The sequence below is a fragment of the Monashia sp. HAY1-2A genome, from assembly GCF_056755315.1.
In genome coordinates, this window is sequence record NZ_JBNDHY010000028.1 from 1 (window position 1) to 24,759 (window position 24,759).

Below are 24,759 nucleotides of genomic sequence, written 5' to 3' on the forward strand. Positions count from 1 at the left end.
AAGGCCGGCACGAAGTAGGCACCGCCGTTGTCGTCGACGCTCGCCGCCAGCGTCTCGACCTCCGCGGCGTCCTCGATGATGCCGAGGTTGTCGCGCAGCCACTGCACGAGCGACCCGGTGACGGCGATGGACCCCTCGAGCGCGTAGACCGGCTTGTCCCCGCCGAGGCGGTAGCAGACCGTCGTGAGCAGGCCGTTGTCGGACGCGACGATGTCCTCGCCGGTGTTGAGGAGCATGAAGTTGCCGGTGCCGTAGGTGTTCTTCGCGGTCCCCACGTCGAGGCAGGCCTGGCCGAAGGTCGCGGCCTGCTGGTCGCCGAGGATGCCCGCGACGGGCACGTCGATGAGGATGCCTGGCTTGCACGTGCCGTACACCTCCGAGGACGAGCGGATCTCGGGCAGCATCGACATCGGCACGCCCATCGCGGCGCAGAGGTCCTCGTCCCACGACAGGGTCCGCAGGTCCATGAGCAGGGTCCGCGACGCGTTCGTCACGTCGGTGACGTGCAGGCCGCCGTCGCCGGCCCCTCCGGTGAGGTTCCACAGCAGCCACGAGTCGATGGTGCCCATGAGCAGCTCACCGTCGCGAGCGCGCTCGCGGGCGCCGTCGACGTTGTCGAGCACCCAGCGGACCTTCGGTCCGGCGAAGTACGTCGCGAGCGGGAGCCCGGTGACCTCGCGCCACCGGCCGGCGTCGCCGCGGGCCGCGAGCTCGTCGCAGATCGCCTGCGTGCGGGTGTCCTGCCAGACGATGGCGTTGTGCACCGGCTCGCCCGTGGTCCGGTCCCAGACCACGGTGGTCTCGCGCTGGTTGGTGATGCCGACGGCCGCGACGTGCGTCGCGTTGAGGTTGGCCTTGCCGAGGGCGCCACCGACCACCTGACGCGTGTTGGCCCAGATCTGGGACGCGTCGTGCTCCACCCACCCGGCGCGCGGGAACACCTGGCGGTGCTCGAGCTGGTCGACGGCCACGACCCTGCCCTCGCGGTCGAACACCATGGCCCGGGTGCTCGTGGTGCCCTGGTCGATCGCGACGACGTGGCTGCGCTGCTCGGTCGGCATGACGCCGACCGTACCGTGCGGGCGCCTCGGCATCACGGCTCCGCGGCCCACACCTGTGGACAGGACTGCGACACAAGCACTTCCGAGTCCACCGTCCACACTGCAGGCTTGACCGCCATTCGAACACCTGTTCTACTTGAGAGAGGTGACCACCTGGCGAGAGGAGAGCGGCGATGCCCTATCTCGACGCGCTGCCTGCCGGGTCTGCGGGTGGTCGACCCGCGAGGGTCCGGCGCATCCTCGCCACCGACCGGGCCCGGCTTGGGGCTGCGGTCGTGGTGGCACCGGTCCCCTTTCGCGACGAGGGGCTGGACGCGGCCGGTGACCGGGTGCTGTCGCAGGTGGAGGCGCTGGAGCGGGCCAAGGCGCGGCTGGAGTCGCGGCTGCTGGAGGCGTACGCCGCGTTGCACACGATCCAGGAGCAGCAGCTGGCGCGACTGGCCACCGCCGCGCCGGTACCGCTGAGCACCGAGCGGGTCGTGGCGGCCGAGATCGCCTGTGCGACCGGGGTCGGGCAAGGCGAGGTGTCCCGCCGGCTCGAGCTGGCCCTGGCGCCGCGCCGACACCGGGTCCTGCGCGAGGCGCTGCGCCGAGGAGCCACGAGCCTGCACCGGGCCCTGACCCTCGTCGCCGAGACGCGCGCCCTGCCCGACCACGCCCTGCCGGCCCTCGAGACCACGGTCCTGGCGCCGGCCCCCGACGGGACGGTCGCCACGCAGCAGCTGTTCCGGGCCCGACTGCGCCGCACCGTCACCGCCGCCGACCACCGGTGCAGCGACGAACGCCGCCGTACCGCCACCGCGCGCCGGGGCGTGTTCGGGCGCCTGACCGAGGACGGCATGGGCGTCATCACCCTGACGGCCACCGCCGAACGGGTCGTCGGCGTCCTGGACCGCGTCGACGCGTTGGCCCGCGCGGCCCGGGCCGCCGGCGACGGGCGCACCCTGGACCAGCTCCGTTGCGACCTGCTCACCGACCTCGCCCTCTTCGGCACCACCCCGGGCGGGCATGACGGGCAGGCCCTCGCCGGAGCGGCATCCGGGTCGACGGCAGGCCCGGACGCCGGCCCGGATGCCGGCCCGACGTGCGGGCGCTGGCTCACCGCCGCGCCGGCGGCGGTGGTGCGCATCGTCGTCCCGTTCGAGGTCGCCACCGGGGCCTCGGACGCCGCGTGCGAGCTGCCGGGGCACGGTTGGGTGACCGCCGCCCACGCCCGCGCGATCATGACCGCGCCCGGGTCGGTGTGGCAGCGCCTGGCAGTCGACCTGGACACCGGCACCGCCGTGCAGCTGTCCGCCGACTGCTACACCCCGACCCGCGCCATGGCCGAGCACGTCCGGGCCCTCGACGGGACCTATCGCGCCCCCGGCTGCCAGGTCCCCGCCGAACGCTGCGACCTCGACCACATCACCCCTTGGCCGGCCGGCCCCACCCGAGTGACCAACCTGCAGGCCCTGTCCCGCGGCTGCCACCATCCCAAGACCTCCGGCGCCTGGACCGCCCGGCGCGACCACCATCCCGCCGCCGGACCCGATGACCGCGACCGGGGTGGTGGGGGCCGTGGCTCGGGGGCGACGAGGTGGACCACCCTCACGGGTCGCGAGTACGTCACCTACCCCAAGGACTGGCGCGAAGCCCTCACCGACCCCGGCGCGCGCCCATCCGACACAGGGCCACCCCAGACAGGCCCGCCCGATCGGGCACCTGTTCGGGAACCCGGCCCTGAACCCGAGCCGCCACCGTTCTGAGCACGTCGGCTGCTGAGCCGGTCCTTGCGTGCAGCGCGCGTCATGACTCCTTTGAGGTGCGCACCGCCTGTCGATGTGGATCACAGCCAACGCGTCGACGGCGCACAGGCCACGTCCAGACTTCGCGCCTAGCCTGCGGCTGAGCGGCATGCGGCACGGTGCCCGGCCGCCGTAGAGGAGAGGACGCCATGGCCGATCTGGGATGGCCGGAGATGCTCATCATCGCCATCGCCGCGATGGTCCTCTTCGGCTGGAAGCGCCTGCCCGACGCCTCACGGAGCCTCGGCCGGTCGATCCGCGTGTTCCGCTCCGAGATCGCCGGTATGCGCACCGACGGCGACGGCGTCTCAGCCCCCACCGCGGTGGCCCCGTCCGACCTCGACACCCCGGCACCCGTCTCGACGAGCGACCCCATCGCGACGCCGCTGCGGCCCGAGTGACGTCGACCGCCGGGGACGTCGAAGCGTCCCGGTGACCGGGCCCCGCGCCCGCGCGGCCCAGCCGCACCTGACGCGCACGCGCCCGGGGGGCCGTCCCGACGCCCGACGCAGCCGTCCTGCGGCGAGGCGCCTGCGGACTGCGGCCCGAGCAGGATGGCCGCCACGGCTGAGGACCGCTCCTGACGGCTAGGGTGTGTTCGGGCCCGTCCGACTCGAAGGGGGACCGATGACCAGCCCCGTCCGCCTGGACCTCGCCTATCGCACCGCGGCGTGGAAGCGCCTGGCCACCAAGCAGTTCGACGTGCTCGTCGTCGGCGGCGGCGTCACCGGCGCCGGCACCGCGCTCGACGCGGCCACGCGTGGTCTGTCGACGGCGCTCGTCGAGCAGCGCGACTTCGGGTCGGGCACGTCGTCGCGGTCCTCGAAGCTGTTCCACGGCGGCCTCCGGTACCTCGAGCAGATGAACTTCGACCTCGTCCGCGAGGCCCTCAAGGAGCGCGAGCTCATGCTGAGCCGCATCGCGCCGCACCTCGTGCGGCCGGTGTCCTTCCTCTACCCCCTGACGAGCCGGGGCTGGGAGCGCCCGTACGTCACGGCAGGGCTGACGCTCTACGACTCGATGGGCGGTGCGCGGTCGGTCCCGCGGCACAAGCAGCTGACCCGGACCGGTGCCCTCAAGCTCGCACCGGCGCTCAAGCGCGACAGCCTGACGGGCGCGCTGCTCTACTTCGACGCCCAGGCGGACGACGCGCGGCACACCCTGATGACCGTCCGCACCGCGGCGGCCTATGGTGCCACGGTCCTGTCGAGCGCCCGCGTCGTCGACCTGCTGCGCGCCGGCGAGCGGGTCGTCGGCGCCGTCGTCGAGGACGTCGAGACGGGCGAGCGCACCGACGTGCACGCGTCGGTCGTCATCAACTGCACGGGCGTCTGGACCGACGACATCCAGACGATGGCGGGCGGGCGCGGCCGCTTCCACGTCCGCGCGAGCAAGGGCGTGCACATCGTCGTTGCCCGCGACCGGATCAACTCCGAGACCGGGCTCATCCTGCGCACGGAGAAGTCGGTGCTCTTCGTCATTCCGTGGAACACCCACTGGATCATCGGCACGACCGACACCGACTGGGACCTCGACCGGTCCCACCCGGCCGCCACCAAGGCCGACATCGACTACATCCTCGAGCACATCAACGGCGTCCTGAAGGTGCCGCTGACCCACGACGACATCCAGGGCGTCTACGCCGGCCTGCGGCCGCTGCTGTCCGGCGAGAACGAGGACACCAGCCAGCTCTCGCGCGAGCACGCCGTGGCCCGGCCCCAGCCCGGCCTCATCTCCATCGCCGGCGGCAAGTACACGACCTACCGGGTCATGGCCGCCGACGCCGTCGACGCCGCGCGCGAGGACGTCGGCGGGGACGTCCCGGGCAGCGTCACCGAGTACATCCCGCTGTCCGGCGCGGAGGGGTACGTCGCGCTCGTCAACCAGATCGACCGCCTGGCCCGGCACGAGGACCTGCCGGTCTGGCGGGTCACCCACCTGCTCGAGCGCTACGGGTCGCTCGTGCACGAGCTGTTCGCCCTCGCCGCGGACGACCGCAGCCTCTACGAGCCGCTGCCGGGGGCCGAGGAGTACCTCAAGGTCGAGGTGCTCTACGCGGCGACCCACGAGGCCGCCCTGCACCTGGACGACCTACTGGCCCGCCGCACCCGCATCTCCATCGAGACGCCGAGCCGCGGCGTCGACAGCGCCCGCGCCGCGGCGCAGATCGTCGCGCCCGCCCTCGGCTGGGACGCCGAGCGCGTCGAGGCCGAGGTGTCCGCCTACCTCGCGCGCGTCGAGGCCGAGCTGGAGTCGCAGAAGGAGCTGGTCGACTCCGAGGCCAACGAGGAACGCCTCGCCGCCCCGGATGCGCGTCGCATCCCCGTGAGCCGGCCCCAGGAGATCTCGTGACCGACACCGCACGGGGGGTCCTCGTCGTCGGCGGCACCGGGGTCGACACGATCGTGCGCGTCGCCGAGCTGCCCATGCCCCTCGCGGACTCGCACGTCGTGCCCCCGATCGACGTGCACGTCGGTCACACCGGTACCGGCGTCGCGCTCGGCTGCCACCGGCTCGGCATCCCGACCCGGATCGTCGACGTCGTCGGTGACGACCACGAGGGCCGGCTCGTGCGCGAGCGGCTCGCCGCCGAGGGCATCCCGTTCGACGCGGTCGTCCACCCGACCGGGACGCGTCGGGCCGTCAACCTCGTCGACCCCACCGGCCGCCGGCTGTCCCTCTACGACCCGCGTCACCCCTACGACCTCGTCCCCGACGCAGCGCTGTGGCTCGACGCGCTGGCGGCCCTCGACGCGGGGCCGGGTGCGCGGCACGTCCACGCGTCGATCATGCCGTGGACGGTGCACGCCCTCACCGAGGCGACCCGGCGCGGCCTGAGCACCTCGACGGACCTGCACGACTGGGACGGCGAGAACCCGCACCACCGGCCGTTCGCCGAGGCGGCTGACGTCGTCTTCGTGTCGGGCTCGGCGTTGGGCGGACGCGAGGACGACGTCGTCGCGGCCGTCCTCGCCCGCGGCCGTGCCCACACCGTCGTCGTCATGGACGGCGCGCGAGGCAGCCGTGTCACCCCCCGCGAGGGCGAGCCGTTCGCCGTGCCCGCCCTCGAGCTGCCCGGTCGCACGGTCATCGACTCCAACGGCGCCGGCGACGCGTACGTGTCGGGCTTCCTGCGGACCTGGCTCGACGGCGGGTCGACCCGCGACGCGGCCCGCGCCGGCGCTGTGGCGGGCGCGTGGGCGTGCGGCGCGGTCGGCACCCACACCGACCTCGTCGACGCCGCCGAGCTCGACCGCCAGCTGGCCCGGCTCGCCGCCTGAGTCAGGCCTGCGCGCCGCCGTCACTCCCGGCGTCGCCGCCCTCGCCGCCGGTGCCGATGTTGACCATCCAGTCGACGCCGAACCGGTCCGTGAGCATGCCGAAGGTGTCGCCCCACATCTGCTTCTCGAGCGGCATCTGGACCGCGCCGCCCTCGGCGAGGCCGTCCCACCAGCGCTTCAGGTCGTCCTCGTCGTCGCCGCTGAGGCTGATGGTGATGCTCGAGCCGGTCCGGTGCTCCATCTGGGGCGGGGTGTCGGCGGCCATGAGGGTGAAGCCCGTGGGGGTCACGAGCTGGGCGTGCATGATGCCGTCGGAGCCCTCGCCCTCCTGCCCGAACTCACCGAACGTGCTGAGCGTCAGGTCGCCGCCGAACACCGACTTGTAGAACTCCATCGCCTCGCGGGCGTTGTCCTTGAACGAGATGTACGGGTTGAGCCGAGAGGTCATCACATGCTCCTTCACAGGTCGCTCCGGTGCGGAGCGGGACGCGCAGCAGCCTAGGACTCGGCACCGACGGCCGACACCCCCAGAAGGGCGACGCCGCGGGGGCCCGGGCTCAGGAGGACCGTCGGGAGCGCCGGGCCCCGCCGCTCGAGCCGAGCGGGTCCTGCCGGCGTCCGTCGTCGGTGGGCCCGAGCCCGCCCTGGCACGCCGGGCAGTAGAACATCGTCCGCTCCTGAGGTGGCACGCCGATCGGGGCGACCCGGACCGTCGTGCCGCACCTCCGGCAGGGCCGGCCGCTGCGGGCGTGCACGTACTGCGTCTCGCCCTGCCGCCGGCTGCCGGTGCTCGACTGCACACCGTCGTGCCGCCCCTGGTCCATGAGCCGCTGCGTCCGGTCGACCAGACGCTCGACGGTCCGGCGGCCGAGGTCGGCCGGCAGCGACCACGGGTGGACCCGTTCGAGGAAGAGCGCCTCGGCGCACCACATCGTGCCGACGCCGGCGAGGTTGCGCTGGTCGAGCAGGGCGGCACCGACCGGCGCCGTGGCGGCGAGCACGTTGCCGACGGCGCGCTCGCGGTCCCAGTCGGGTCCGAGGACGTCCGGGCCGAGGTGGCCGACGAGCTCGCCCTCACGCGCGGTCGGCACGAGGTCGAGCATCCCGAGCCGCAGGCCGAGCGCCGTCCAGTCGGGCGCCGACACGAGCGCGCGCAGCTGCGGGTTGCGGCGCCACCGGTCGGCCAGCGTCGGGGTCGCCTCGACGCGCCACTGCCCCTCCATCCGCAGGTGCGAGTGCAGCGTGAGGCCGCCCTCGACCCGGTGCAGCAGGTGCTTGCCACGGCTGACCACCTCGAGCGTCGAGCGGCCGCGCAGGTCGGCGGTCGAGATCTCGGGCCAGCGCAGGTCCGACTCGACGATGACCCGTCCGGCGAGCGCGGCGTGCAGCCGCTGCGCCGTGCGCCACACGGTGTCGCCCTCCGCCACGTGCCACCTCCAGCCGCGTCGTGCTCTGCGTACCCCCGCTTCACCTCGCGTTCACCGGCGAGGTGCCCGCCACGGCCAGCGTATTCAACCCGGGCCACTACCTTCGCCGGGTGCGAGACCTGACCGTCGTCGTGTCCGCCCCGGCGTCGTGCGCCTCCCTCGAGCGATGCCTGCGGGCGCTCGCGGCGCAGACGCTGCCCGCCGACCGCTTCCAGATCGTCGTCGTGCTGCACGGGTCCGGAACGGGCGCGCGCGAGGCGCTCGAGCGCGCGCTCGAGGGGCCGCTCGCCGGGCACGAGGTCGTCCTCGCCGACGCCGTCGTCGCGACGTCGGCCGCGGCCCGCAACGTCGGCGTGGGCCTGGCCCACGGAGCGTGGACGACGCTCGTCGACGGCCGCGACACCATGAGTCCCGACCTCCTCGAGGCTCTCTACTCGTCCCGCTCCACCGAGCGGGTCGCCGCGGCCCGCGTCGAGCCCGGCCACGAGCCGGGGCCCGACGCCGGGCCCGCCACGGCTCCCCACCGCGCCGTCGGGCTCGCCCGGGCGCGTGGGGGTTTCCTCGTGCCGACGGCGTGGCTGCGCGACGTGCCGTGGGTCGACGCGCTCGCCGCGCACGCCGACGCCGTCCGCGCCGGCCGGCTGCTCAGCCGCTTCGAGCACCGCTTCACGACCGTCGACCCGACGCCCGCACTGCGCGGGGCGACGTACGTGTGCTCGCCCGACGGCCCCCGCACACGACCGCTCGACGCCCCGCTCGACGCCCCGGTCCGCGACCGGGTCGCCGCGCTCGCAGCCCTGACCGCCGGCACGCAGGCCGACCCGACCGACCGGTCCGCCCTGACCGACGCGCTCGTCGACGCCGAGCTGGCCGACCTGCGACGCGACGTCGCCGGTGACGCCGAGGCAGCGGCACTCGCGGACCGGCTGCTCCACGCGGCCGGCATCCGCGGCATCCGCGGTCTCGGCACGACGTCCTCGCACGACGACACATGGTCGCTGTTCCGTGAGCCCAGCGACAGCGTGCGCTCCCTCGTCGTCGTCGCGGGCAGCGCGGCCGCCGTCAACGGCCACGCGCGGATGCTGTCGTTCCTGTCGCGCAACGGGGTCGGCGTGCGTGTCGTGCACTACAGCGGCCGCCTCAAGCGGATGCTGCGGCAGCTTCCCGACGCCCACCGCGTCGAGGTGCTGCCCGCCTCGCCGGACCGGCTGGAGTCGCTGCTCGGCGGCGCCCGATCCCGTCGCGGCCGCGTCGCCGTCCGAGCCGCCGGGGAGGCACTGCGCGTCGGCCGACGCCTGGTCCCCGAGGTGCTGCCGCCGGGGGTCACCGCACCCGCGTGGCGACGCGTCGACCGGCGTGTCGTCGACCTCGTCTCCGAGCCGGGCGCCCTCGTCACCCTCGACCGTGGCGGCTCGACGCTCCTGCGGGCGTGTGGCCCGAAGGCGCCCGTGCCGACGAGCGGGGACGCGCACGACCTCGCCGTCACCGTCATGCGGGTCGCCGCGAGCCGGGTCGGCGGCCACCTCCAGGACGCGCACGCCGCCCGCGGCGCGTCCCGCATCCTCCGTGGCGACCCGGCTCGGACGCGGTCGGTGCTCGACGCGCGTCTCTGGGCGATGGTCGCCTACCGGCTGCTGCGCGCGAACCGTGTCGAGGCCGCGGAGCACGTCCTCGAGGACCTCGGCGCCGTCTTCGGCCTGGAGGCGCTCGACCGGCACGGGGTGCCGGCCCTGCGGACGCTCCTCGACGTGCAGACCGGGCGCGGCCGCGACACCGCAACCCTCGTGCAGGCCGTCACCGCTGCCGCCCGTGCCGCGCTCGACGAGGCCGACGCCGCGCTCGGCGGCCCGCACGGCCCGCACGGCCGGCACGGCCGGCACGGCCCGACCGACGACGCGGCCCTCGACGAGGTGGCGTTCCTGGCCACCGTCGCCCTCGACCTGCTCTTCACCCGGCGCCTGCACGCGGCCGTGACGACCACTCCCCTCGTCGAGGACCCCGACACCTTCCTCGCCCCGCTGCGCGACACCGCCACCGGACGCCTCCTGTCGGCCGCCGCGCCGCACCGCTCCCCCGCTCGCCCGACGACGGCCCCCGACGCCGGAGCGAGTCGCCTGCGCGTCACTGTCCTGCCCGGCGCCTACCCCAAGTTCGCCCGGGCCGTCGTCGAGCAGCTCACCCCGGCCGCCGTCGTCGAGCTGCTCGACCTCTCCGCGCGCGAGTCACGCTTCACGAACACCGGCGTCGATCCGCGCACCGTACGATCCCGGCTCCTCGCGGCCACCGGCCGGGCCCCAGCCCTCGACCCCGCCACCGCCGAGGCGCTGGCGGCCGACGTCGTCTTCGTCGACTGGGCCGACAAGGGCCTGACGTGGGTCACCGACGTCGTGCCCGAGGGGACACGCGTCGTCGTGCGCCTCCACGGCGTCGACACCCTGAGCGCCTGGCTGCACACGGCCGACTGGTCGCGGGTCACCGACGCCGTCTTCCCGAGCGAGCACCTGCGCCGGGCTGCTGCAGGCGCCCTCGGTGGCCGGCTCGACGGCGTGCGCCAGCACGTCGTCGCCAACCCGGTCGACGTCGACCGCTACGACCTGCCCAAGCGCGAGTCGGCACGCAAGCGCCTCGGCATGGTCGGGTGGGCCCAGCAGGTCAAGGACCCGCTGTGGACGCTCGACGTCCTCGCTGCGCTGCGGCGCCAGGACCCGGAGTGGCGCCTCGCGCTCATCGGCGCCGACGTCGACGTCCGCAACACCAACCCCGTCGAGCGTGAGCTGGCCCGCGCCTTCCACGACCGCGTCGCAGGCGACGCCGAGCTGCACGACGCCGTCGACTACGTCGGGTACACCTCCCGCCTTCCCGAGCGGCTGCGTGACGTCGGCTGGGCCGTGAGCGCGAGCCGCCGCGAGGGCTTCCACGTCGGGCTCGTCGAGATGGCGGCGAGCGGCGCCGTGCCCGTCGTGCGGGACTGGCCCGTCTACGCGCGCGAGGGCGGGGCCGGCCTGCTCTTCCCGACCGACTGGGTCGTGACGACGCCGGCCGAGGCCGCCGCGCGCATCCTCGCGGTGTCGGACGCCGGCGCCTGGGAGGCCGAGAGCGCCGCCACCGTCGAGACGGTCCGACAGCGCTTCAGCGGCACCGACGCCGGTGCCCGGCTGCGCGAGATCGTCCTCAGGACCGGCTGATCCGCGCGAGCACCTGGACGGCCGCGCTCACGTGCTCGATCGGCGACCGGTGGTCGAGCGGTTGGGCGTCGAGGGCGCTGCCCTCCTCGACGACGCCCCAGACCGGGGTACCACTGCCGCGGTAGTCGCTCCACTTGGATGGCAGGAAGGGGTTCTGCGCACCGGCCGGGCTGACCGCGTCGTTGACGAGGAGGCAGTCCATCCGCCGGGCGAGGGACAGGAACTCGAGGTAGCCGACGAACGGCCCGACCCGGACGCAGTCACCGAGCCCGCGGCCCGCGACGACGTCGTGCAGCTCCTCCGGCTTGGCGGTGAACACGTGCAGCAGGACGCGCTCGCGGACCGTGCGCGGCGCCACCTCGAGGGCGTCGAGGACGCCGGTGACGCCGCGGTTGGCGTAGAAGTTGCCGAAGTAGCCGACGTGGCGCCGGCTGGGGTCGAGCTCGTAGGTCGAGGTGCGGCTCCCGTAGAACCGGGGCTCCGGCGTCGGGTGCGGTGAGACGACCCCGATGCGGGCGGCGCGGTCGGCCAGGCGCGGGTCGTGGCAGTGCCTGAGCATGAAGTCGCGCTGGTGCTCGTTGGTGAACATGACGCTGTCGGCGAGGGCGAACGCGATGACCTCGCACCACTCGAAGGCGTTGAGCCCCTCGGGCGCCCGGAAGCCGGCGGCCTCGACGGCGGCCCGGAGGCGCCCGAGCACCCGGTCATCGCCGGCCGGCGCGGACCGGACGTCGCCGAGCACGTCGTGGGACAGCGGGTCGGAGAACTCCGCGTCCCAGTGGATGCCCGGCCGGGCCAGCTTGACCTCGGCGGCGAGGAAGTGTGACGCCGCGAACTGCGCTCTGCTGTAGAGCGACTCGTACTCCCCCTGGAGCGACTCCCACCGTTGGAACGTCTCGAGGCCGAGGCGCTGGTAGTCGACGATCGAGGCCCACGAGCTGAACGCGGTCCTCGACGGGACCGCGGCGAACCGGCGCACGAGGCCACCCGTCAGCTGGACGAGCCCCGGGTCCTGGTGCCGGATCGAGTCCATCGCGTTGCAGACGACGTCGACGGGCTCGCCGCGGTCGTGGACGCGCTTGGCCGCGACGATGGCCGCGGTGTCGGAGTAGGGCGGGAAGCAGTACGACGTGACGAGCCGTCGGGCGGTGTCGGGGGCCCCGTGGGCCATGCTGTCCTCCAAGGGGTTTCGCGAGGTCATCAGACGGTGACGTGCTCCGTGGGGTCGCCGTGGAAGGCGAGCACCCCGCGCCGCGCGAGCAGCTCGACGTCCGAGACCGGCCACGTGTGCCCGTCCGGCGTCGAGGCACGCACCGAGACGAAGTTGAAGCGGTCGGTCGAGTAGACGCGGCCACCGTCGGCGCGCACCTTCTCGAGGAACGTCGTGTCGACGCGCCGGGGCAGGTCCTCGAACCGCAGCCGGGTCGCGAGGTCGCGGGCGAGCAGCAGCGTGCCGCCCTGGACGAGGTCGACGTACCGGTGCTCGGCCTCCGGGAAGCGCAGCAGCGTGGCCCCCGTCGCGGTCAGGTGCGCGTAGTGCGCCCACTTCCCGACCACCGCGGCGTCCGTGTAGTCGAACGCGCGCACGAGGTCGAGCAGGTAGTGCTCGGTGTAGACGTTGTCGTCGTCCATCTTCGCGACGTACCGGCCCGAGGCCGCCTCGACTCCGCGGTTCATGCACGCACCGAGCGTCAGCGACGCGTCGGCAGGGCGCACGACGATGCGTGAGGGATCCAGCCCTGCGGCGTCGGCGAGCACGCGCACCTTGCCGGGCTCGACGCCGAAGCCGTGCGTCACGAGGACGAGCTCGACGTCGGGGTGCGACTGTGCGGCGAGGAACCGCAGGACGTGCTCCACCTGGCCGGGGCGCATCGTCGGGACGACGGCCGAGACGCTGCGGTCACGCGGCGGCGCCGGCACGCCGACGGTGGCCAGGACGGTGTCGACGCGGTGGCCGTAGGTGTGGGCGTCATGGACCCGGCGGTGCGCCCGCAGGCCGAGCCGGTCGCGGTGGTCCTCGTGCTGGAGCAGCGCGCGCAGCTCCCGGTCGGTCTGCTCGGCGTCGTGCGTCACGCGCACCGTGTCGCCGAAGAACGGCTCGAGGGACGCGGCCGGCCCGGACAGCACCGGCGTCTGCGCCGCCGACAGCTCGAACAGCCTCCGCGCGCACATGCTCGGCGACTCCGTCACGGAGTTGACGTTGAGGAACACCTTGTAGGCGGTGTACGCGCCGAGCATCCGCTCGTACGGCAGGCTGCCGACGAGCGAGCCGGCGTAGCGGCGCGGGAACTGGTATCGCCGGTCGCGCCCGGCCATCCTCGAGAACACCTCGAGCCCGAGCGGCAGGGCCGGTTCGAGCACGTACGCCATCTGTCGACGGCGCTCGTCGTGCTTGTCGGCGAAGTAGCTTCCGGCGAAGGCGACCTCACGGGTGCGGCCGGCCCCGTGGCGCACCGGGGTGTGGATGCGCGGCTGGGCACCGAACGGCAGCAGCCCGATCCGCGAGTGCCCGAGGTCGCGCTCGTAGTCGGGAATGCGTCCGGCGTCGACGGTGAAGACGTGGTCGAAGAGCCGCGCCGTCGCGAGGAACCGGTGGTAGCTCGGTGGGTCCTCCTTGTTCCAGAACACCGTCGGGATGCCCTCGGCGCGGCACCAGGCGACGAGGTCGCGCAACTGGGGCGAGGGAGCCTCGGGCGCGGTCATGGCCAGGCGCCAGGCACCACCGTTGCCGTTCCACGCCGACTCCACGAACAAGAGGTCGGGCCGCCTCTGCCGCAGGAGCTGGCGCCACGTGTCGGGCTGCACCGGCAGCTGGTCCCACTCGTACCGGAAGGCGAGGTCGGAGAAGTCGTCGAGGATGACGGCGGCCACGACGTCGGGCCGGGCCACGGGTCCCGCGGGCAGATCGGGCCTCGGCAGGTCGACGCGCAGCCGCGCGGACCGCACCCGGGGCAGTCGTCGCTCCAGCTCGCGACGGGCCTTGCGCGGCAAGTCTGCCCGCGCCCGGCCGTCGCTCACCGCGCGCGCCAAGGCGACCCGCGCGCGTCGGAGGTCGGCGAGCATCCGCTGCCTGTTCACCACAAACTTCTCTCTCTGTTCGGCTGGCGTTCCGCCCGCGCCCCATCGACGTTTCGCGTGCGCTGCGACGTTCGTCGGGTGAGACCTGGACTCGGCGCCACTGTGGCATCCGCCCTTGGCGCCTCCGGCCCCCGCGGTGCGACGCGCAGCCGAACAGTTGGTGACATCCCGTCCACGACGGCGTTGATGCTCGCCAACCTGCCGGTCGCCGCGTGCGTCGCCCGCAGCCACGTGGTCCGCAACCCGTGGCAGGCCGTCTGGGTCGGCACCCGCCTGCTGCCCACGACCGTGTCCGGACGGCTCGGCGAGCGCACGCGCGGCCCCGTGTCGGTCATCGCGGCCGCCGCGGCCGGGCGGCGCGAGCTGGCCCGTCGGCGCCTGTCGGACGGGCTGCGCGGCGCCCCGCCGGCGCGGGCCCGGCGCCTCCTCGCGGCCGCCGCGGCCACCGGCCAGTGGGCCGAGGTCGACGCCGACACGGCGAGGCGCGCCCCTGTCACCGGGGGTGCCGCGGCGTACGTCGCGCACGCGTCGGGCGACGTGAGCACGGCCGAGCGTGCCCTCGCCGGCGCCCGCGGCCCCCTCGACCGGGCGCACCGCCGGTGGCTCGAAGGTGAACGGCTCGTACTGACCGGTGCCGCCGTCGCCGGCCTGGGCCCGAGCCGTGCGCGTCCGGTCGGGGGCGGCGCGGCGTCACCGGGCCGACGCCGCGCCGTCGTCCACGTCGTCACCAACTCGCTGCCCGAGGTGCAGGCCGGGTACACGGTGCGCACCCAGGGCCTCGTCGGCGCCCAGCGACGAGCCGGGATCGACGCGCACGTGTGCACGCCCCCGGGCTACCCGCTGACCCAGGGTCGCATCCTGACGTCCGCCGAGTCCGTGCACGGCGGCGTCCCGTACCACCGGAGCCTCCCGACCCGGAGCCGCCTCGACCTGCCCGACCGGCGTCTCGAGGCGTACGCGTCGGCCGTCGCGGCCCTCGCCCGCAGCGTCGGCGCGCGCGTGCTGCACGCCCACTCCAGGCACGACAACGCCCAGGCCGCCCTCGTCGCCGGTGCACGCCTCGGCGTGCCGGTCGTCTACGAGGCCCGTGGGTTCCTCGAGGACACCTGGGCCAGCCGCGGCGGCAGTCCGGACAGCGACTTCTACCGCTGGACGCGCGCCACCGAGACCCGCTGCCTGCAGCTCGCCGCCGCGGTCGTCACCCTGTCCGAGACCATGCGCACCGACATCGTCGCCCGTGGTGTCCCTGCCGAGCGCGTCCACGTCGTCGGCAACTGCGTGCCCGACGCGCACCTGACCGATGCCGTGCGCGGCGACGGCGTCCGCGCGGGTCTCGGCATCGGTCCCGACGCCGTCGTCGTGGGCACCGTGACGACCCTCAACGACTACGAGGGGGTCGACGTGCTCCTCGAGGCGGCCGCCCTGCTCGACGACCCGAGGGTCGTCGTCCTCGTCGTCGGTGACGGCCCTGCACGCGACCGGCTGGCCGCGGGCGCGAACCGGTTGTCCGTCAGGGGAACCCGGACCCGGGTCATCCTCACCGGACGTGTCCCGCACGCCCGCAGCCGTGACCACCACGCCGCCATCGACGTGTTCTGCCTACCGCGGCGGTCGACGGCCGTCACGGCCCTCGTCCCGCCGCTCAAGCCGGTCGAGGCGATGGCGCTGGCCCGCCCCGTCGTCGCGAGCGACCTGCCACCGCTTCGTGAGCTCGTCGGCCCCGACCGCGGCCTCCTCGTCCCCGCGGGCGACGCGTCCGCGCTGGCCGACGCTCTCGACCTCCTCGCCGGCGACCCCGGCCTGCGCGCCCGGCTGGGGCGCGCCGCCCGGGACCACGTCGCCAGCGAGCGCACGTGGTCGGCCGCGGCCCGCACGTACCAGCACATCTACGACTCCGTCTGCGAGGGCGCATGACCGACGTGACCACCGTCCCTGTGACGCGGGAGGCGGCCGACCACGCGCCCGTGCCGATCACGCCGGCCCAGGCGGAGGCCCTCGCGCGCGCCGGCGGCCTCGAGGAGCTCGGCGTCCGACCACCGCTGCGCCGGTACGTCCGCGACGTGTGGCGCTACCGCCACCTCGTCTGGCACCTCTCGTCGTCCCAGGCGTACGCGACGAACCAGAACAACCACCTCGGCCAGCTCTGGGCGGTGCTCAACCCGCTCCTGCTCGTCGGCTCGTACTACCTGATCTTCGGCCTGCTGCTGAAGACCCGCGGCGGCACGTCGAACTACATCGCGTTCCTGACGATCGGCATCTTCGTGTTCGGCTACACCGCGTCGGCGCTGACCGCGGGCGCCCGGGCCGTCACCGCCAGCATCGGGCTCGTGCGGGCGCTGCGGTTCCCCCGCGCGGTCCTGCCGGTGTCGGTGACGCTGACGCAGTTCCTCGTCAACGTGCCGGCGTTCGTCGTCCTCATGGTCATGGTGCCGCTCACGGGCGAGCCGTTCTCGTGGCACTGGTTCCTCTTCCCCGTGGCCCTCTTCCTGCAGAGCCTCGTCAACCTCGGGCTCGCCTTCTTCCTCGCGCGCGTCGTCAACGCCGCGCGCGACACGAACAACCTCGTGCCCGTCGTCGTCCGGCTCGCGCGCTACGTGTCGGGCGTCTTCTTCTCCATCCCGCACTACGCCGGCCACGGCCTCATGAGCGCGCTCCTGCTCTACCAGCCGCTCGCCGTCGGCATGACGACCGCCCGCGAGGCGCTCATGGACCAGTACCCGCTCTCGTGGTCCAGCTGGGCCGCGGCCGGCGTCTGGGGCGTCGTGCTCTGCGCGTCGGGGCTCGTCTTCTTCTGGCACGGGGAGGGCCGTTATGGCAGCGACTGAGGTCACGACGGACGCGACCGGTGAGGCGCGCCCCAGCGTCGTGTGCTGCGGCCTGGACGTCGTCTACTCGGTGTTCGGCGCCAAGAAGCGCTCGACGTCGACCGAGGGCGCCGAGCCGTTCCTCGAGCGCGTCCTCGCCCGACGCCGGCACGGCGCCACCGCGGGGACCGGCGTGCCCGGGGGAACCGGCGTGCCCGGGGGGACCGGCGTCGGCGCCGTGCGCCGCATCCACGCCGTCAAGGACGTCTCGTTCGTCGTGCGGCACGGCGAGGCCGTCGGCATCATCGGGCGCAACGGCTCGGGCAAGAGCACGCTGCTGCGCGCCATCGCCGGGCTCATCCCGCCGACGAACGGACGCGTGTGGGCCGAGGGCAACCCGTCCCTGCTCGGTGTCAACGCCGTCCTGCTCACCGGCCTGACCGGCACGCGCAACGTGATGATCGGGGGGCTCGCCCTGGGTCTGTCACCGCGCGAGGTGCGGGACCGCTACGACGACATCGTCGAGTTCTCGGGCATCGGTGACTTCGTCGACCTGCCGATGAGCGCCTACTCCTCCGGCATGGGCGCGCGCCTGCGGTTCGCGATCTCGACGGCCGCCGCGCCCGACATCCTCATGATCGACGAGGCCCTCGCGACGGGCGACGCCGAGTTCCAGGCGCGCAGCCGCGACCGCATCGCCGAGATCCGCCAGGACGCGAGCACGGTGTTCCTCGTCAGCCACTCCAACGCCGCGATCCGTGAGTCGTGCGAACGCGTCCTGTGGATGGACCAAGGGCGGCTCGTCATGGACGGTCCCACCGAGGACGTCGTCCGCGCCTACGAGGACAGCCACCGGAAGGCGCGCGCGTGAGCCTGCCGCCCGCAGCCCTGCGCGCGCTCGTCGTCACGGTCGTGCACCATCCCGAGGACGCCCGCATCCGGCACCGCCAGATCGGTGCGCTCCTCGATGCCGGGGTGCAGGTCACGTACGCCGCGCCCTTCTCGGCGCACCGGCTCGACCCGCCGGAGGTGCCCCGACTGCGCCTGGTCGACCTACCGCACGCCGTCGGCCGGTCCCGGGGGACCGCGTTCCGGGCCGCGCGCCGGTTGCTGCGCCACGAGGCGTCCGACCACGACGTCGTCCTCGTCCACGACCCGGAGGTCGTCGCGGCCGCGGCCGGGCTGGGGCTGCGCCACCTCGTGTGGGACGTCCACGAGGACACCGCCGCCGCCGTCGAGGCCAAGCCCTGGGTGCCCGACTGGGCCCGCGGGACCGTGGCCGGCGCCGCCCGGAGCATCGAGCGGTACGCCGAGCGGCACCACGACCTCATCCTCGCCGAGCACGCCTACGCCGCGCGCTTCGAGCGGTCCCACCACGTCGTGCCGAACACCGTCACGGTCCCCGAGGACGTCGAGCCGCCGGGCGACACGCGGGCCGTCTACCTCGGCTCGCTGACGCTGGCCCGCGGCGCCGCCACCCTCCTGCAGACCGGCCGGCTCCTCACCGTGGCCACGCGCGGACGCGTCAAGGTCGAGATCATCGGACCGACCCCGGACCAGCGCACGGCCGACACCGTCAGCTGGGGCGTCAAGTGCGGGCACGTCGTCCACCACGGTTTCGTGCCGAGTGCCCGGGCCCTGCCGATGCTCGACGGCGCCCTCGCCGGCCTGTCCCTGCTCGAGGACCGGCCGAACTACCGGCACTCGATGCCGACCAAGGTCGTGGAGTACATGGCCCACGGCATCCCCGTCGTCACGACGCCGCTGCCCCTCGCGCGTGACCTCGTCGAGCGCGCCGGCTGCGGCTACGTCGTCCCCTTCGAGGACGCCGAGGCCACCGCGGCCGCGCTCGTCGAGCTGGCCGCCGACCCGGAGCGTCGTGCCGCGATGGGGCGGGCCGGTCACGAGTTCGCGCGCGAGCACTTCGACTGGCGCGTCATCGGCCGCGACTTCGTCCGGCACCTCACGGACCTCGCCTCGTCCACCACCCAGAGCAACGGAGACACCTCATGTTCGACGACGGAATCGCCGTCATCGGCCTCGGCTACATCGGACTACCGACCTGTGCAGCGCTGACCCGCCAGGGCATCGGCGTGGTCGGGGTCGACATCGACCCCCGCATCGTCGAGGAGATCAACGCCGGCCGGGTGCCCATCGTCGAGCCGAACCTCGACGTCGCCATCGCGTCCGCCGTCGCCAAGGGCCTGCTCACCGCGACGACGCGGACGCCGCACGCGTCCGTCTACGTCATCGCCGTGCCGACGCCGTTCCGCGGCGAGCACGAGCCGGACCTCGCCTACGTGCGCGCGGCCACCGAGGCCATCGCACCGCAGCTGCGCGGCGGGGAGGTCGTCATCCTCGAGTCCACGTCGCCGCCCGGCACGACGCAGCTGGTCTCCGAGTGGATCTCGGACCTGCGACCCGACCTCAAGCTGCCCCACCTCGGCGGGATCCCCGACGTCCACCTCGCCCACTGCCCCGAGCGGGTGCTGCCGGGCCGGATCATGGTCGAGATCTTCGCCAACGACCGCATCGTCGGCGGCCTGACGCCCGAGTGCGCCCTGCGGGCCGCGGAGGTCTACCGCACCTTCGTCACCGGGGAGATCATCCTCACCGACGCGGCGACGGCCGAGATGGCCAAGCTGACCGAGAACGCGTTCCGCGACGTCAACATCGCCTTCGCCAACGAGCTCGCCGAGATCTGCGAGCACGTCGGGCTCGACGTGTGGGAGGTCATCCGGATGGCCAACCACCACCCACGGGTCGACATCCTCAAGCCGGGCCCCGGCGTCGGCGGGCACTGCATCGCCGTCGACCCGTGGTTCATCGTGGCGGCGGCCCCGGAGCAGGCCCGGCTCATCCGGACCGCACGCGAGACCAACGACGCCCGCCCGCGCTCCGTCCTGCGCAAGGTCGAGGCCGCCCTCGAGGTAGCGGGTCACCCGGGCGGCGGGGGCGCGACCGTCGCCTGCCTCGGCCTGGCGTTCAAGGCCGACATCGACGACCTGCGCGAGTCGCCGGCCCTCGCCATCGTCGAGGCCTTCGCGACCGAGCACCCGGGAACGCGGGTCCTCGCCGCCGAGCCGCACGTCGACGCGCTGCCGCGGACCCTGGCGGCACTGCCGAACGTCGAGCTGACCGCCACCGAGCAGGCCGTGCGCGAGGCCGACGTCGTCGTCCTGCTCGTCGACCACGCCGCGTTCCGCTCGGTCAGCCTCGGCGACCTGCGCGGTCGTGAGCTGGTGGACACGCGCGGGCTCTGGCGCTGAACGCCATGGCAGGCCAAGAGGCGCTCCCGACACCTCGTTCGGGAGCGCCTCTGCCACAAGGGGGCTCAGCCGGCGCGGAGCAGGTCCGCCTCGTCGACGTCGACCGCGGGGTCGAAGTCGGGGGCGCGGTGGCCCACGCCGAGCAGCTCGGCGATGGCGGCCACGGACCGTTCGGCGGCACGCCCGTCGCCGTAGGGGTTCACGGCCTCGGCCATCGCGGCGTAGGCCTCTGTGTCGTCGAGCAGCTCCTCGACGGCGGCGCGGATCCTCGCGCCGTCGGTGCCGACGAGCCGGACGGTGCCGGCCGTGACCGCCTCCGGGCGCTCGGTCGTGTCGCGCATGACGAGCACGGGCTTGCCGAGGCTCGGGGCCTCCTCCTGGACTCCGCCGGAGTCTGTGAGCACGACGCTCGCCGCGGCGAGGGCGTGGGCGAACCGGTGGTAGTCGAGCGGCTCGGTGAGCAGCACGTTGTCGAGGCCGCCGAGGAGCGGCTCGATGACCTCCCGCACCACCGGGTTGCGGTGCATCGGCAGGAGCACCTGCAGCTCCGGTCGCGCTGCGGCGAGGTCCCGGATCGCCGTCATCGACTCGACCATGCGGGGCCCCCACGACTCGCGACGGTGCGAGGTGACGAGAAGCAGGTCCCGGCCGGTTCCGGCGGCCTCGACGGCGCGGGCGACGCGCTCGTCGTCGAAGCGCACCGGTTGGGCGGTGGTCCAGCGCAGGGCGTCGATGACGGTATTGCCGGTGACGGTGATGTGCCGTTCGTCGATCGCCTCGCGCAGGAGGTTGGCCTTGGAGGTGGACGTCGGCGCGAGGTGCAGGCCGGCGAGCGGGGCGGTGAGGCGGCGGTTGACCTCCTCGGGGAACGGCGAGTGCACGTCACCGGTGCGCAGCCCGGCCTCGAGGTGCACGACGGGGATCCGCTCGTAGAACGCGGCCAGGCCCGCGGCGAGGACGGTGGTCGTGTCGCCCTGCACGACGACGACGTCCGGTCGCGCCTCGCGGAGCAGCTCGGATGCCGCGAGGACCGTGCGCGAGGTGAGCTCGGCGAGGCTCGCGCCGGGCGTCATGAGGTCGAGGTCGTAGGCCGGCTCGATGCCGAAGAGGACGTTGACCTGGTCGAGCATCTCGCGGTGCTGGCCGGTCACCGCCACGACCGGTTCGAGGCGCTCATCGGCCTCGAGCGCAGCGACGAGGGGCGCCATCTTGATGGCCTCCGGACGGGTTCCGTAGACGGTCATGACTCGGTGCATTCCCCGAGCATGACGACGATTTCCGGCGCGATCGGCGTCAAGGGCCGCTTGCACGAAGGGTTCATTCGACCTTCACTCGGAGGTCGCGAGTTCGATTGGGAGAAGCCATGATTCAGCCGCGAATCGACGTCGTCGTCGTTGGCCTGGGGTACGTCGGACTGCCGCTCGCCCAGGCGGCGACCGCGGCGGGGATGCGGGTCGCAGGGCTCGACACCGACGCGTCCGTCGTGACGTCGCTGGCGGCCGGGCGGTCGCACGTCGACGACCTGTCCCACGACGACGTCCGCACGATGCTCGAGGGCGGGTTCACGCCGACGACGGACGCCTCGGTCGTGGCCGACGCGTCGACCGTCGTGATCTGCGTGCCGACGCCGCTCGGGTCCGAGGGCGGTCCCGACCTCGGGGCGGTGGTCGGGGCGACCCGGTCGCTGGCGGCCCACCTGCGGCCGGGCACCCTCGTCGTCCTGGAGTCGACGACCTACCCGGGCACGACCGACGAGGTGGTGCGGCCGATCCTCGAGTCCGGGGGCCTGGTCGCCGGGCGCGACTTCAGCCTCGCGTTCTCGCCCGAGCGCGTCGACCCCGGCAACCCCGTGTACGGGATCGTCAACACCCCCAAGGTCGTCGGCGGCCACACAGCTGCCTGCACCGACGCGGCCGCGACCTTCTACGGCAAGGTCGTCGACACCGTCGTGCGGACCCGAGGCACGCGCGAGGCCGAGACCGCCAAGCTGCTCGAGAACACCTACCGGCACATCAACATCGCGCTCGTCAACGAGATGGCCCGGTTCTGCCACGACCTCGACATCGACCTGTGGGAGGTCATCGCCGCAGCGAGCACCAAGCCGTTCGGCTTCCAGGCGTTCCACCCCGGCCCCGGCGTCGGGGGCCACTGCATCCCCATCGACCCGAACTACCTGTCCCACAACGTCCGCACCCGGCTCGGCTACCCCTTCCGCTTCGTCGAGCTGGCCCAGGAGGTCAACGGCGGCATGCCCGCCTACGTCGTGCGCCGCGTGCAGGATGCGCTCAACCACGACGCGAAGGCCCTGCGCGGCTCGCGGGTCCTCGTCCTCGGCGTGACCTACAAGGCGGACATCGCCGACCAGCGCGAGTCACCGGCCGTGCCGCTGGCCCGGCGCCTCCTCGAGCTCGGGGCGGAGGTCGTCTTCCACGACCCGTTCGTCGCCCGCTGGGACGAGGTGGGCGCCGACGTGCCACGCGTCGCGGACCCCGAGCTCGAGGACGCGGTGGCAGGGGCCGACATCGTCGTCCTGCTGCAACGCCACCGCAGCTACGACGTCGACCGGCTGGCGGCCCGGTCACAGCGCTTCCTCGACACCCGGGGATCGGCGACGCCCCGCCCGCACGTGGAGCGCCTCTGACCGGATGCGTCACTTGTCGGACGCGCCAGGCGGGTGCCGCTCGTGGCTAGGTCGGCTGGCCCGGCTGCTCCCCACCGATCCGGTAGGGGCGCATCATCTCGTTGTCCTCGTGCTCGACGATGTGGCAGTGCCAGGTGTACTGGCCCGCCCGCGAGAACCGTGCCCGCACCCGGGTCACCTCGCCGGGATAGGCGATGACGGTGTCCTTGAAACCGGTCTCCCAGGCCTCGGGCGGGCGCGGGGCGCCCACGAGCCGTGCCGGCGGCTCGGTCTCCCCGTCGGCGTTGGTGACGAGCGCCTGCCGGTCGACCACCTCGAAGGTCGTCTCGTGCACGTGGATGGGGTGGGCGTCGGCGGTGAAGTTGTGCACCTCCCAGACCTCGGTGTCGCCGACCCCCGGGTTCTCGGTGACCGGGTTCGCCCACATCCGGTGGACCGGGTTGCCGTCACCGTCCAGCACCCCGAGCATGGCTTCGGCCGGCCCGTCCCAGGCTTCCGACATCATCTCGACGAGCGCGAGTCGCCGGGTGCGGGTCGGTGTGGGGAGCGCCGTGATCGTCGGGAGCCGGAGGAACTCCGGCGGCGTGGTCGCGTCCACGGACGTGGCCGGGACCACGCGGAACTGGAGCACCTGTCCGGTGGTGGCGGGATCCGCCTCGTCGAAGTCCTCCCCGGGCTCACCGCCACCGAAGGGTTCGTCGGGTCCGACGTTGTGCAGGACGTGGTCGCCCAGCGGTACCCCGGCGAAGTCGACGACGAGGTCGGCGCGCTCCGCGGGGGCGAGCAGGAGCCGGTTGCCGGCGGTGCCCGTGAGGTCGACCGGGGCGGCGAGGAACCCGCCCTCGTTGCCGATGACCCAGACGGAGATGCCCGGGATCCGGTCGAAGTCGAGGATGAGGAAGCGCGCCTGGCAGCCGTTGAGCAGACGGAGCCGGTAGCGGCGCTGCTGGACGGTCTGGAAGGGCCACGTGTTGCCGTTGACCATGATCGTGTTGCCGAAGAACTCGGGGTTCCAGATCGGCGACAGGTCGGTCGTCGGGATGAATCCCGGGTCCTCGGCCGTGGCACCGTCGAAGAACTCCCGGCTGTCCGGGTAGAAGAGCGAGCCGTCGGCGTCGAACGCGCGGTCCTGGATCGCGATCGGGATCTCGAGGTAGGTCTTGTTCGACGGGAAGGCGTCACCCTCGGAGGGTGCCGGGCCGGGCAGCACCGCGACCGTGCCGGTCCGGCTGTCGCGGATCGCCTTCTCGCCCTGCGGACCACCTCGCACGAGGAAGAAGCCGGCCGGCCCCGCGTAGACGTTGAGGCGGGTCATGCCCAGCGTGTGGTCGTGGTACCAAAGCGTCGACTCGCGTTGGTCGTTCGGGTACTGGAAGACGGCGTAGCCCGGGCCCCAGCTGACCCCCAGGGTGCCGGCGGCCTTGCTCTTGAAGAAGTCGTGCCAGGTGCCCTCCGTGGCGTAGCCGGCGGGGATGTTGCGGGCAGCCGGGAGGTACCACGCCTCGGCGTAGCCGTCGCTCTCGTCACCGACGCCGACGGCCCCGTGCAGGTGCGTCACGAGCGGGACCGGCCCGGTGTAGGGCCCGGGCGTCGCGTCGAAGGTGGGTCTGCTGTCGCGCCCCTGCGTGCCGCCGGGCGGGTTGGCCCAGTGCAGCGTCGGGTCGACCGGGAGCAGGTGCGGCAGGTAGTTGCCGGAGGAGTCGAGCAGGTCGTTGGTCCACCTGACGCGCACCGGCCGGTTCCAGCGCGACTCGATCGTCAGGGACGGGGCGTTGTGCAGCAACAACCCTCTCCGGCTCGCGGACCGGGTGGCGCCGTAGCCCCAGACCGTGGTCGCGGGCAGGCCGGCCGGCAGGATCTGCTGCGCGAACTGCCGCACCGAGATCTCGTAGTAGTCGGCCGTCTTGCCGCCGCGGAGCGTGATGGTCCCGGCCCGCGGCATGACGGGCGGGATGAGCATCGGTGTCACGAACTTCGGCACGGTGGCAGGGTCGAGGGTGCCGCCCGGGATGGCGGCCACCGCCTGTCTCGTGCCCGCGGGCGAGTAGGCGTAGAGCACGAACCCTGCGCCGGCCACCCCTGCGGCTCTGATGAAGGCCCGTCGGCTCAGCTGCCGGGGCCGGACGTCGTTCTGGTCGTTCTTCACGGCGATCACCCTGTCTCTGGCCCCCTGGACCAGAGTTGCACCGCGGGACGGGGACCGTCGGGCGATCGACCGAAAGTGGT

The 24,759-nt window shown here is 73.7% G+C and carries 18 protein-coding genes; 11 read left to right on the forward strand and 7 right to left on the reverse strand.

All coding sequences use genetic code 11. The features are described from left to right. The coding region (locus ACPYOM_RS06205; RefSeq protein WP_481345307.1) for an FGGY family carbohydrate kinase at positions 1–1,061 on the reverse strand (1,061 nt) is incomplete at its 3' end. A gap of 173 nt (positions 1,062–1,234) precedes the next feature. On the opposite strand from ACPYOM_RS06205, the gene ACPYOM_RS06210 reads away from it, so the two are divergent. The 4 genes from ACPYOM_RS06210 to ACPYOM_RS06225 all read left to right on the forward strand — a co-directional run bounded on the left by ACPYOM_RS06210 (position 1,235) and on the right by ACPYOM_RS06225 (position 6,129). Next, entirely contained in the window at positions 1,235–2,809 is a 1,575-nt protein-coding gene (locus ACPYOM_RS06210) for an HNH endonuclease signature motif containing protein (protein ID WP_481345308.1), read from the forward strand. Positions 2,810–2,997: 188 nt separating this feature from the next. Continuing rightward, positions 2,998–3,249: a twin-arginine translocase TatA/TatE family subunit gene (locus ACPYOM_RS06215; RefSeq protein ID WP_481345309.1), complete on the forward strand. Its 252-nt coding sequence runs from the start codon at positions 2,998–3,000 to the stop codon at positions 3,247–3,249. 226 nt (positions 3,250–3,475) lie between these two features. Continuing rightward, positions 3,476–5,200, forward strand: coding sequence for a glycerol-3-phosphate dehydrogenase/oxidase (locus ACPYOM_RS06220; protein WP_481345310.1), 1,725 nt, complete (start codon positions 3,476–3,478; stop codon positions 5,198–5,200). Beyond that, on the forward strand, positions 5,197–6,129 hold the full coding sequence (locus ACPYOM_RS06225) for a carbohydrate kinase family protein (RefSeq protein ID WP_481345311.1): 933 nt from the start codon (positions 5,197–5,199) through the stop codon (positions 6,127–6,129). The genes ACPYOM_RS06220 and ACPYOM_RS06225 overlap by 4 nt, the downstream gene beginning before the upstream one ends. 1 nt (position 6,130) lies before the next feature. Here ACPYOM_RS06225 and ACPYOM_RS06230 read toward each other — a convergent pair whose 3' ends face one another. Continuing rightward, the gene (locus ACPYOM_RS06230; RefSeq protein ID WP_481345312.1) at positions 6,131–6,577 is read right to left on the reverse strand and encodes a VOC family protein; all 447 of its coding nucleotides are present in this window, start codon (positions 6,575–6,577) and stop codon (positions 6,131–6,133) included. A gap of 109 nt (positions 6,578–6,686) precedes the next feature. Further along, the gene (locus ACPYOM_RS06235) at positions 6,687–7,556 is read right to left on the reverse strand and encodes a DNA-formamidopyrimidine glycosylase family protein (protein WP_481345313.1); all 870 of its coding nucleotides are present in this window, start codon (positions 7,554–7,556) and stop codon (positions 6,687–6,689) included. Positions 7,557–7,666: 110 nt separating this feature from the next. On the opposite strand from ACPYOM_RS06235, the gene ACPYOM_RS06240 reads away from it, so the two are divergent. Further along, positions 7,667–10,741 carry a glycosyltransferase gene (locus tag ACPYOM_RS06240; protein WP_481345314.1) on the forward strand — a complete coding sequence of 1,025 codons (3,075 nt, stop codon included), beginning with the start codon at positions 7,667–7,669 and terminating at the stop codon, positions 10,739–10,741. On the opposite strand, the gene ACPYOM_RS06245 is transcribed toward ACPYOM_RS06240, so the two are convergent. Both ACPYOM_RS06245 and ACPYOM_RS06250 read right to left on the reverse strand, forming a co-directional pair. Continuing rightward, positions 10,728–11,912, reverse strand: coding sequence for a glycosyltransferase family protein (locus ACPYOM_RS06245; protein WP_481345315.1), 1,185 nt, complete (start codon positions 11,910–11,912; stop codon positions 10,728–10,730). The two genes, ACPYOM_RS06240 and ACPYOM_RS06245, sit on opposite strands and share 14 nt — an antisense overlap. A gap of 29 nt (positions 11,913–11,941) precedes the next feature. Next, positions 11,942–13,819 (reverse strand): glycosyltransferase family protein, encoded by a 1,878-nt coding sequence (locus tag ACPYOM_RS06250; protein WP_481345316.1) that lies wholly within the window; start codon positions 13,817–13,819, stop codon positions 11,942–11,944. A gap of 186 nt (positions 13,820–14,005) precedes the next feature. Here ACPYOM_RS06250 and ACPYOM_RS06255 point away from each other — a divergent pair, with 186 nt between their 5' ends. From ACPYOM_RS06255 to wecC, 5 genes are read left to right on the forward strand one after another with little or no spacing between them, the layout of a single operon-like run. After that, positions 14,006–15,733, forward strand: coding sequence for a glycosyltransferase (locus tag ACPYOM_RS06255; protein ID WP_481345317.1), 1,728 nt, complete (start codon positions 14,006–14,008; stop codon positions 15,731–15,733). Next, a complete protein-coding gene (locus ACPYOM_RS06260) occupies positions 15,730–16,644 on the forward strand; it encodes an ABC transporter permease (protein ID WP_481338896.1) in 915 nt (304 codons plus the stop codon). The genes ACPYOM_RS06255 and ACPYOM_RS06260 overlap by 4 nt, the downstream gene beginning before the upstream one ends. Next, a complete protein-coding gene (locus tag ACPYOM_RS06265; protein ID WP_481345318.1) occupies positions 16,631–17,494 on the forward strand; it encodes an ABC transporter ATP-binding protein in 864 nt (287 codons plus the stop codon). The genes ACPYOM_RS06260 and ACPYOM_RS06265 overlap by 14 nt, the downstream gene beginning before the upstream one ends. Beyond that, the gene (locus ACPYOM_RS06270) at positions 17,491–18,699 is read left to right on the forward strand and encodes a glycosyltransferase (RefSeq protein ID WP_481338900.1); all 1,209 of its coding nucleotides are present in this window, start codon (positions 17,491–17,493) and stop codon (positions 18,697–18,699) included. Before ACPYOM_RS06265 ends, ACPYOM_RS06270 begins: the two co-directional genes overlap by 4 nt. Continuing rightward, positions 18,633–19,892, forward strand: coding sequence for a UDP-N-acetyl-D-mannosamine dehydrogenase (wecC, locus tag ACPYOM_RS06275; protein WP_481345319.1), 1,260 nt, complete (start codon positions 18,633–18,635; stop codon positions 19,890–19,892). Before ACPYOM_RS06270 ends, wecC begins: the two co-directional genes overlap by 67 nt. 65 nt (positions 19,893–19,957) lie before the next feature. On the opposite strand, the gene wecB is transcribed toward wecC, so the two are convergent. Continuing rightward, complete coding sequence (wecB, locus tag ACPYOM_RS06280) at positions 19,958–21,148, reverse strand: non-hydrolyzing UDP-N-acetylglucosamine 2-epimerase (protein ID WP_481345320.1); 1,191 nt, start codon at positions 21,146–21,148, stop codon at positions 19,958–19,960. A gap of 107 nt (positions 21,149–21,255) precedes the next feature. On the opposite strand from wecB, the gene ACPYOM_RS06285 reads away from it, so the two are divergent. After that, positions 21,256–22,533 carry a nucleotide sugar dehydrogenase gene (locus ACPYOM_RS06285; RefSeq protein ID WP_481345321.1) on the forward strand — a complete coding sequence of 426 codons (1,278 nt, stop codon included), beginning with the start codon at positions 21,256–21,258 and terminating at the stop codon, positions 22,531–22,533. 46 nt (positions 22,534–22,579) lie between these two features. On the opposite strand, the gene ACPYOM_RS06290 is transcribed toward ACPYOM_RS06285, so the two are convergent. After that, positions 22,580–24,679 (reverse strand): multicopper oxidase family protein, encoded by a 2,100-nt coding sequence (locus ACPYOM_RS06290; protein WP_481345322.1) that lies wholly within the window; start codon positions 24,677–24,679, stop codon positions 22,580–22,582. Positions 24,680–24,759 lie beyond the last annotated feature (80 nt).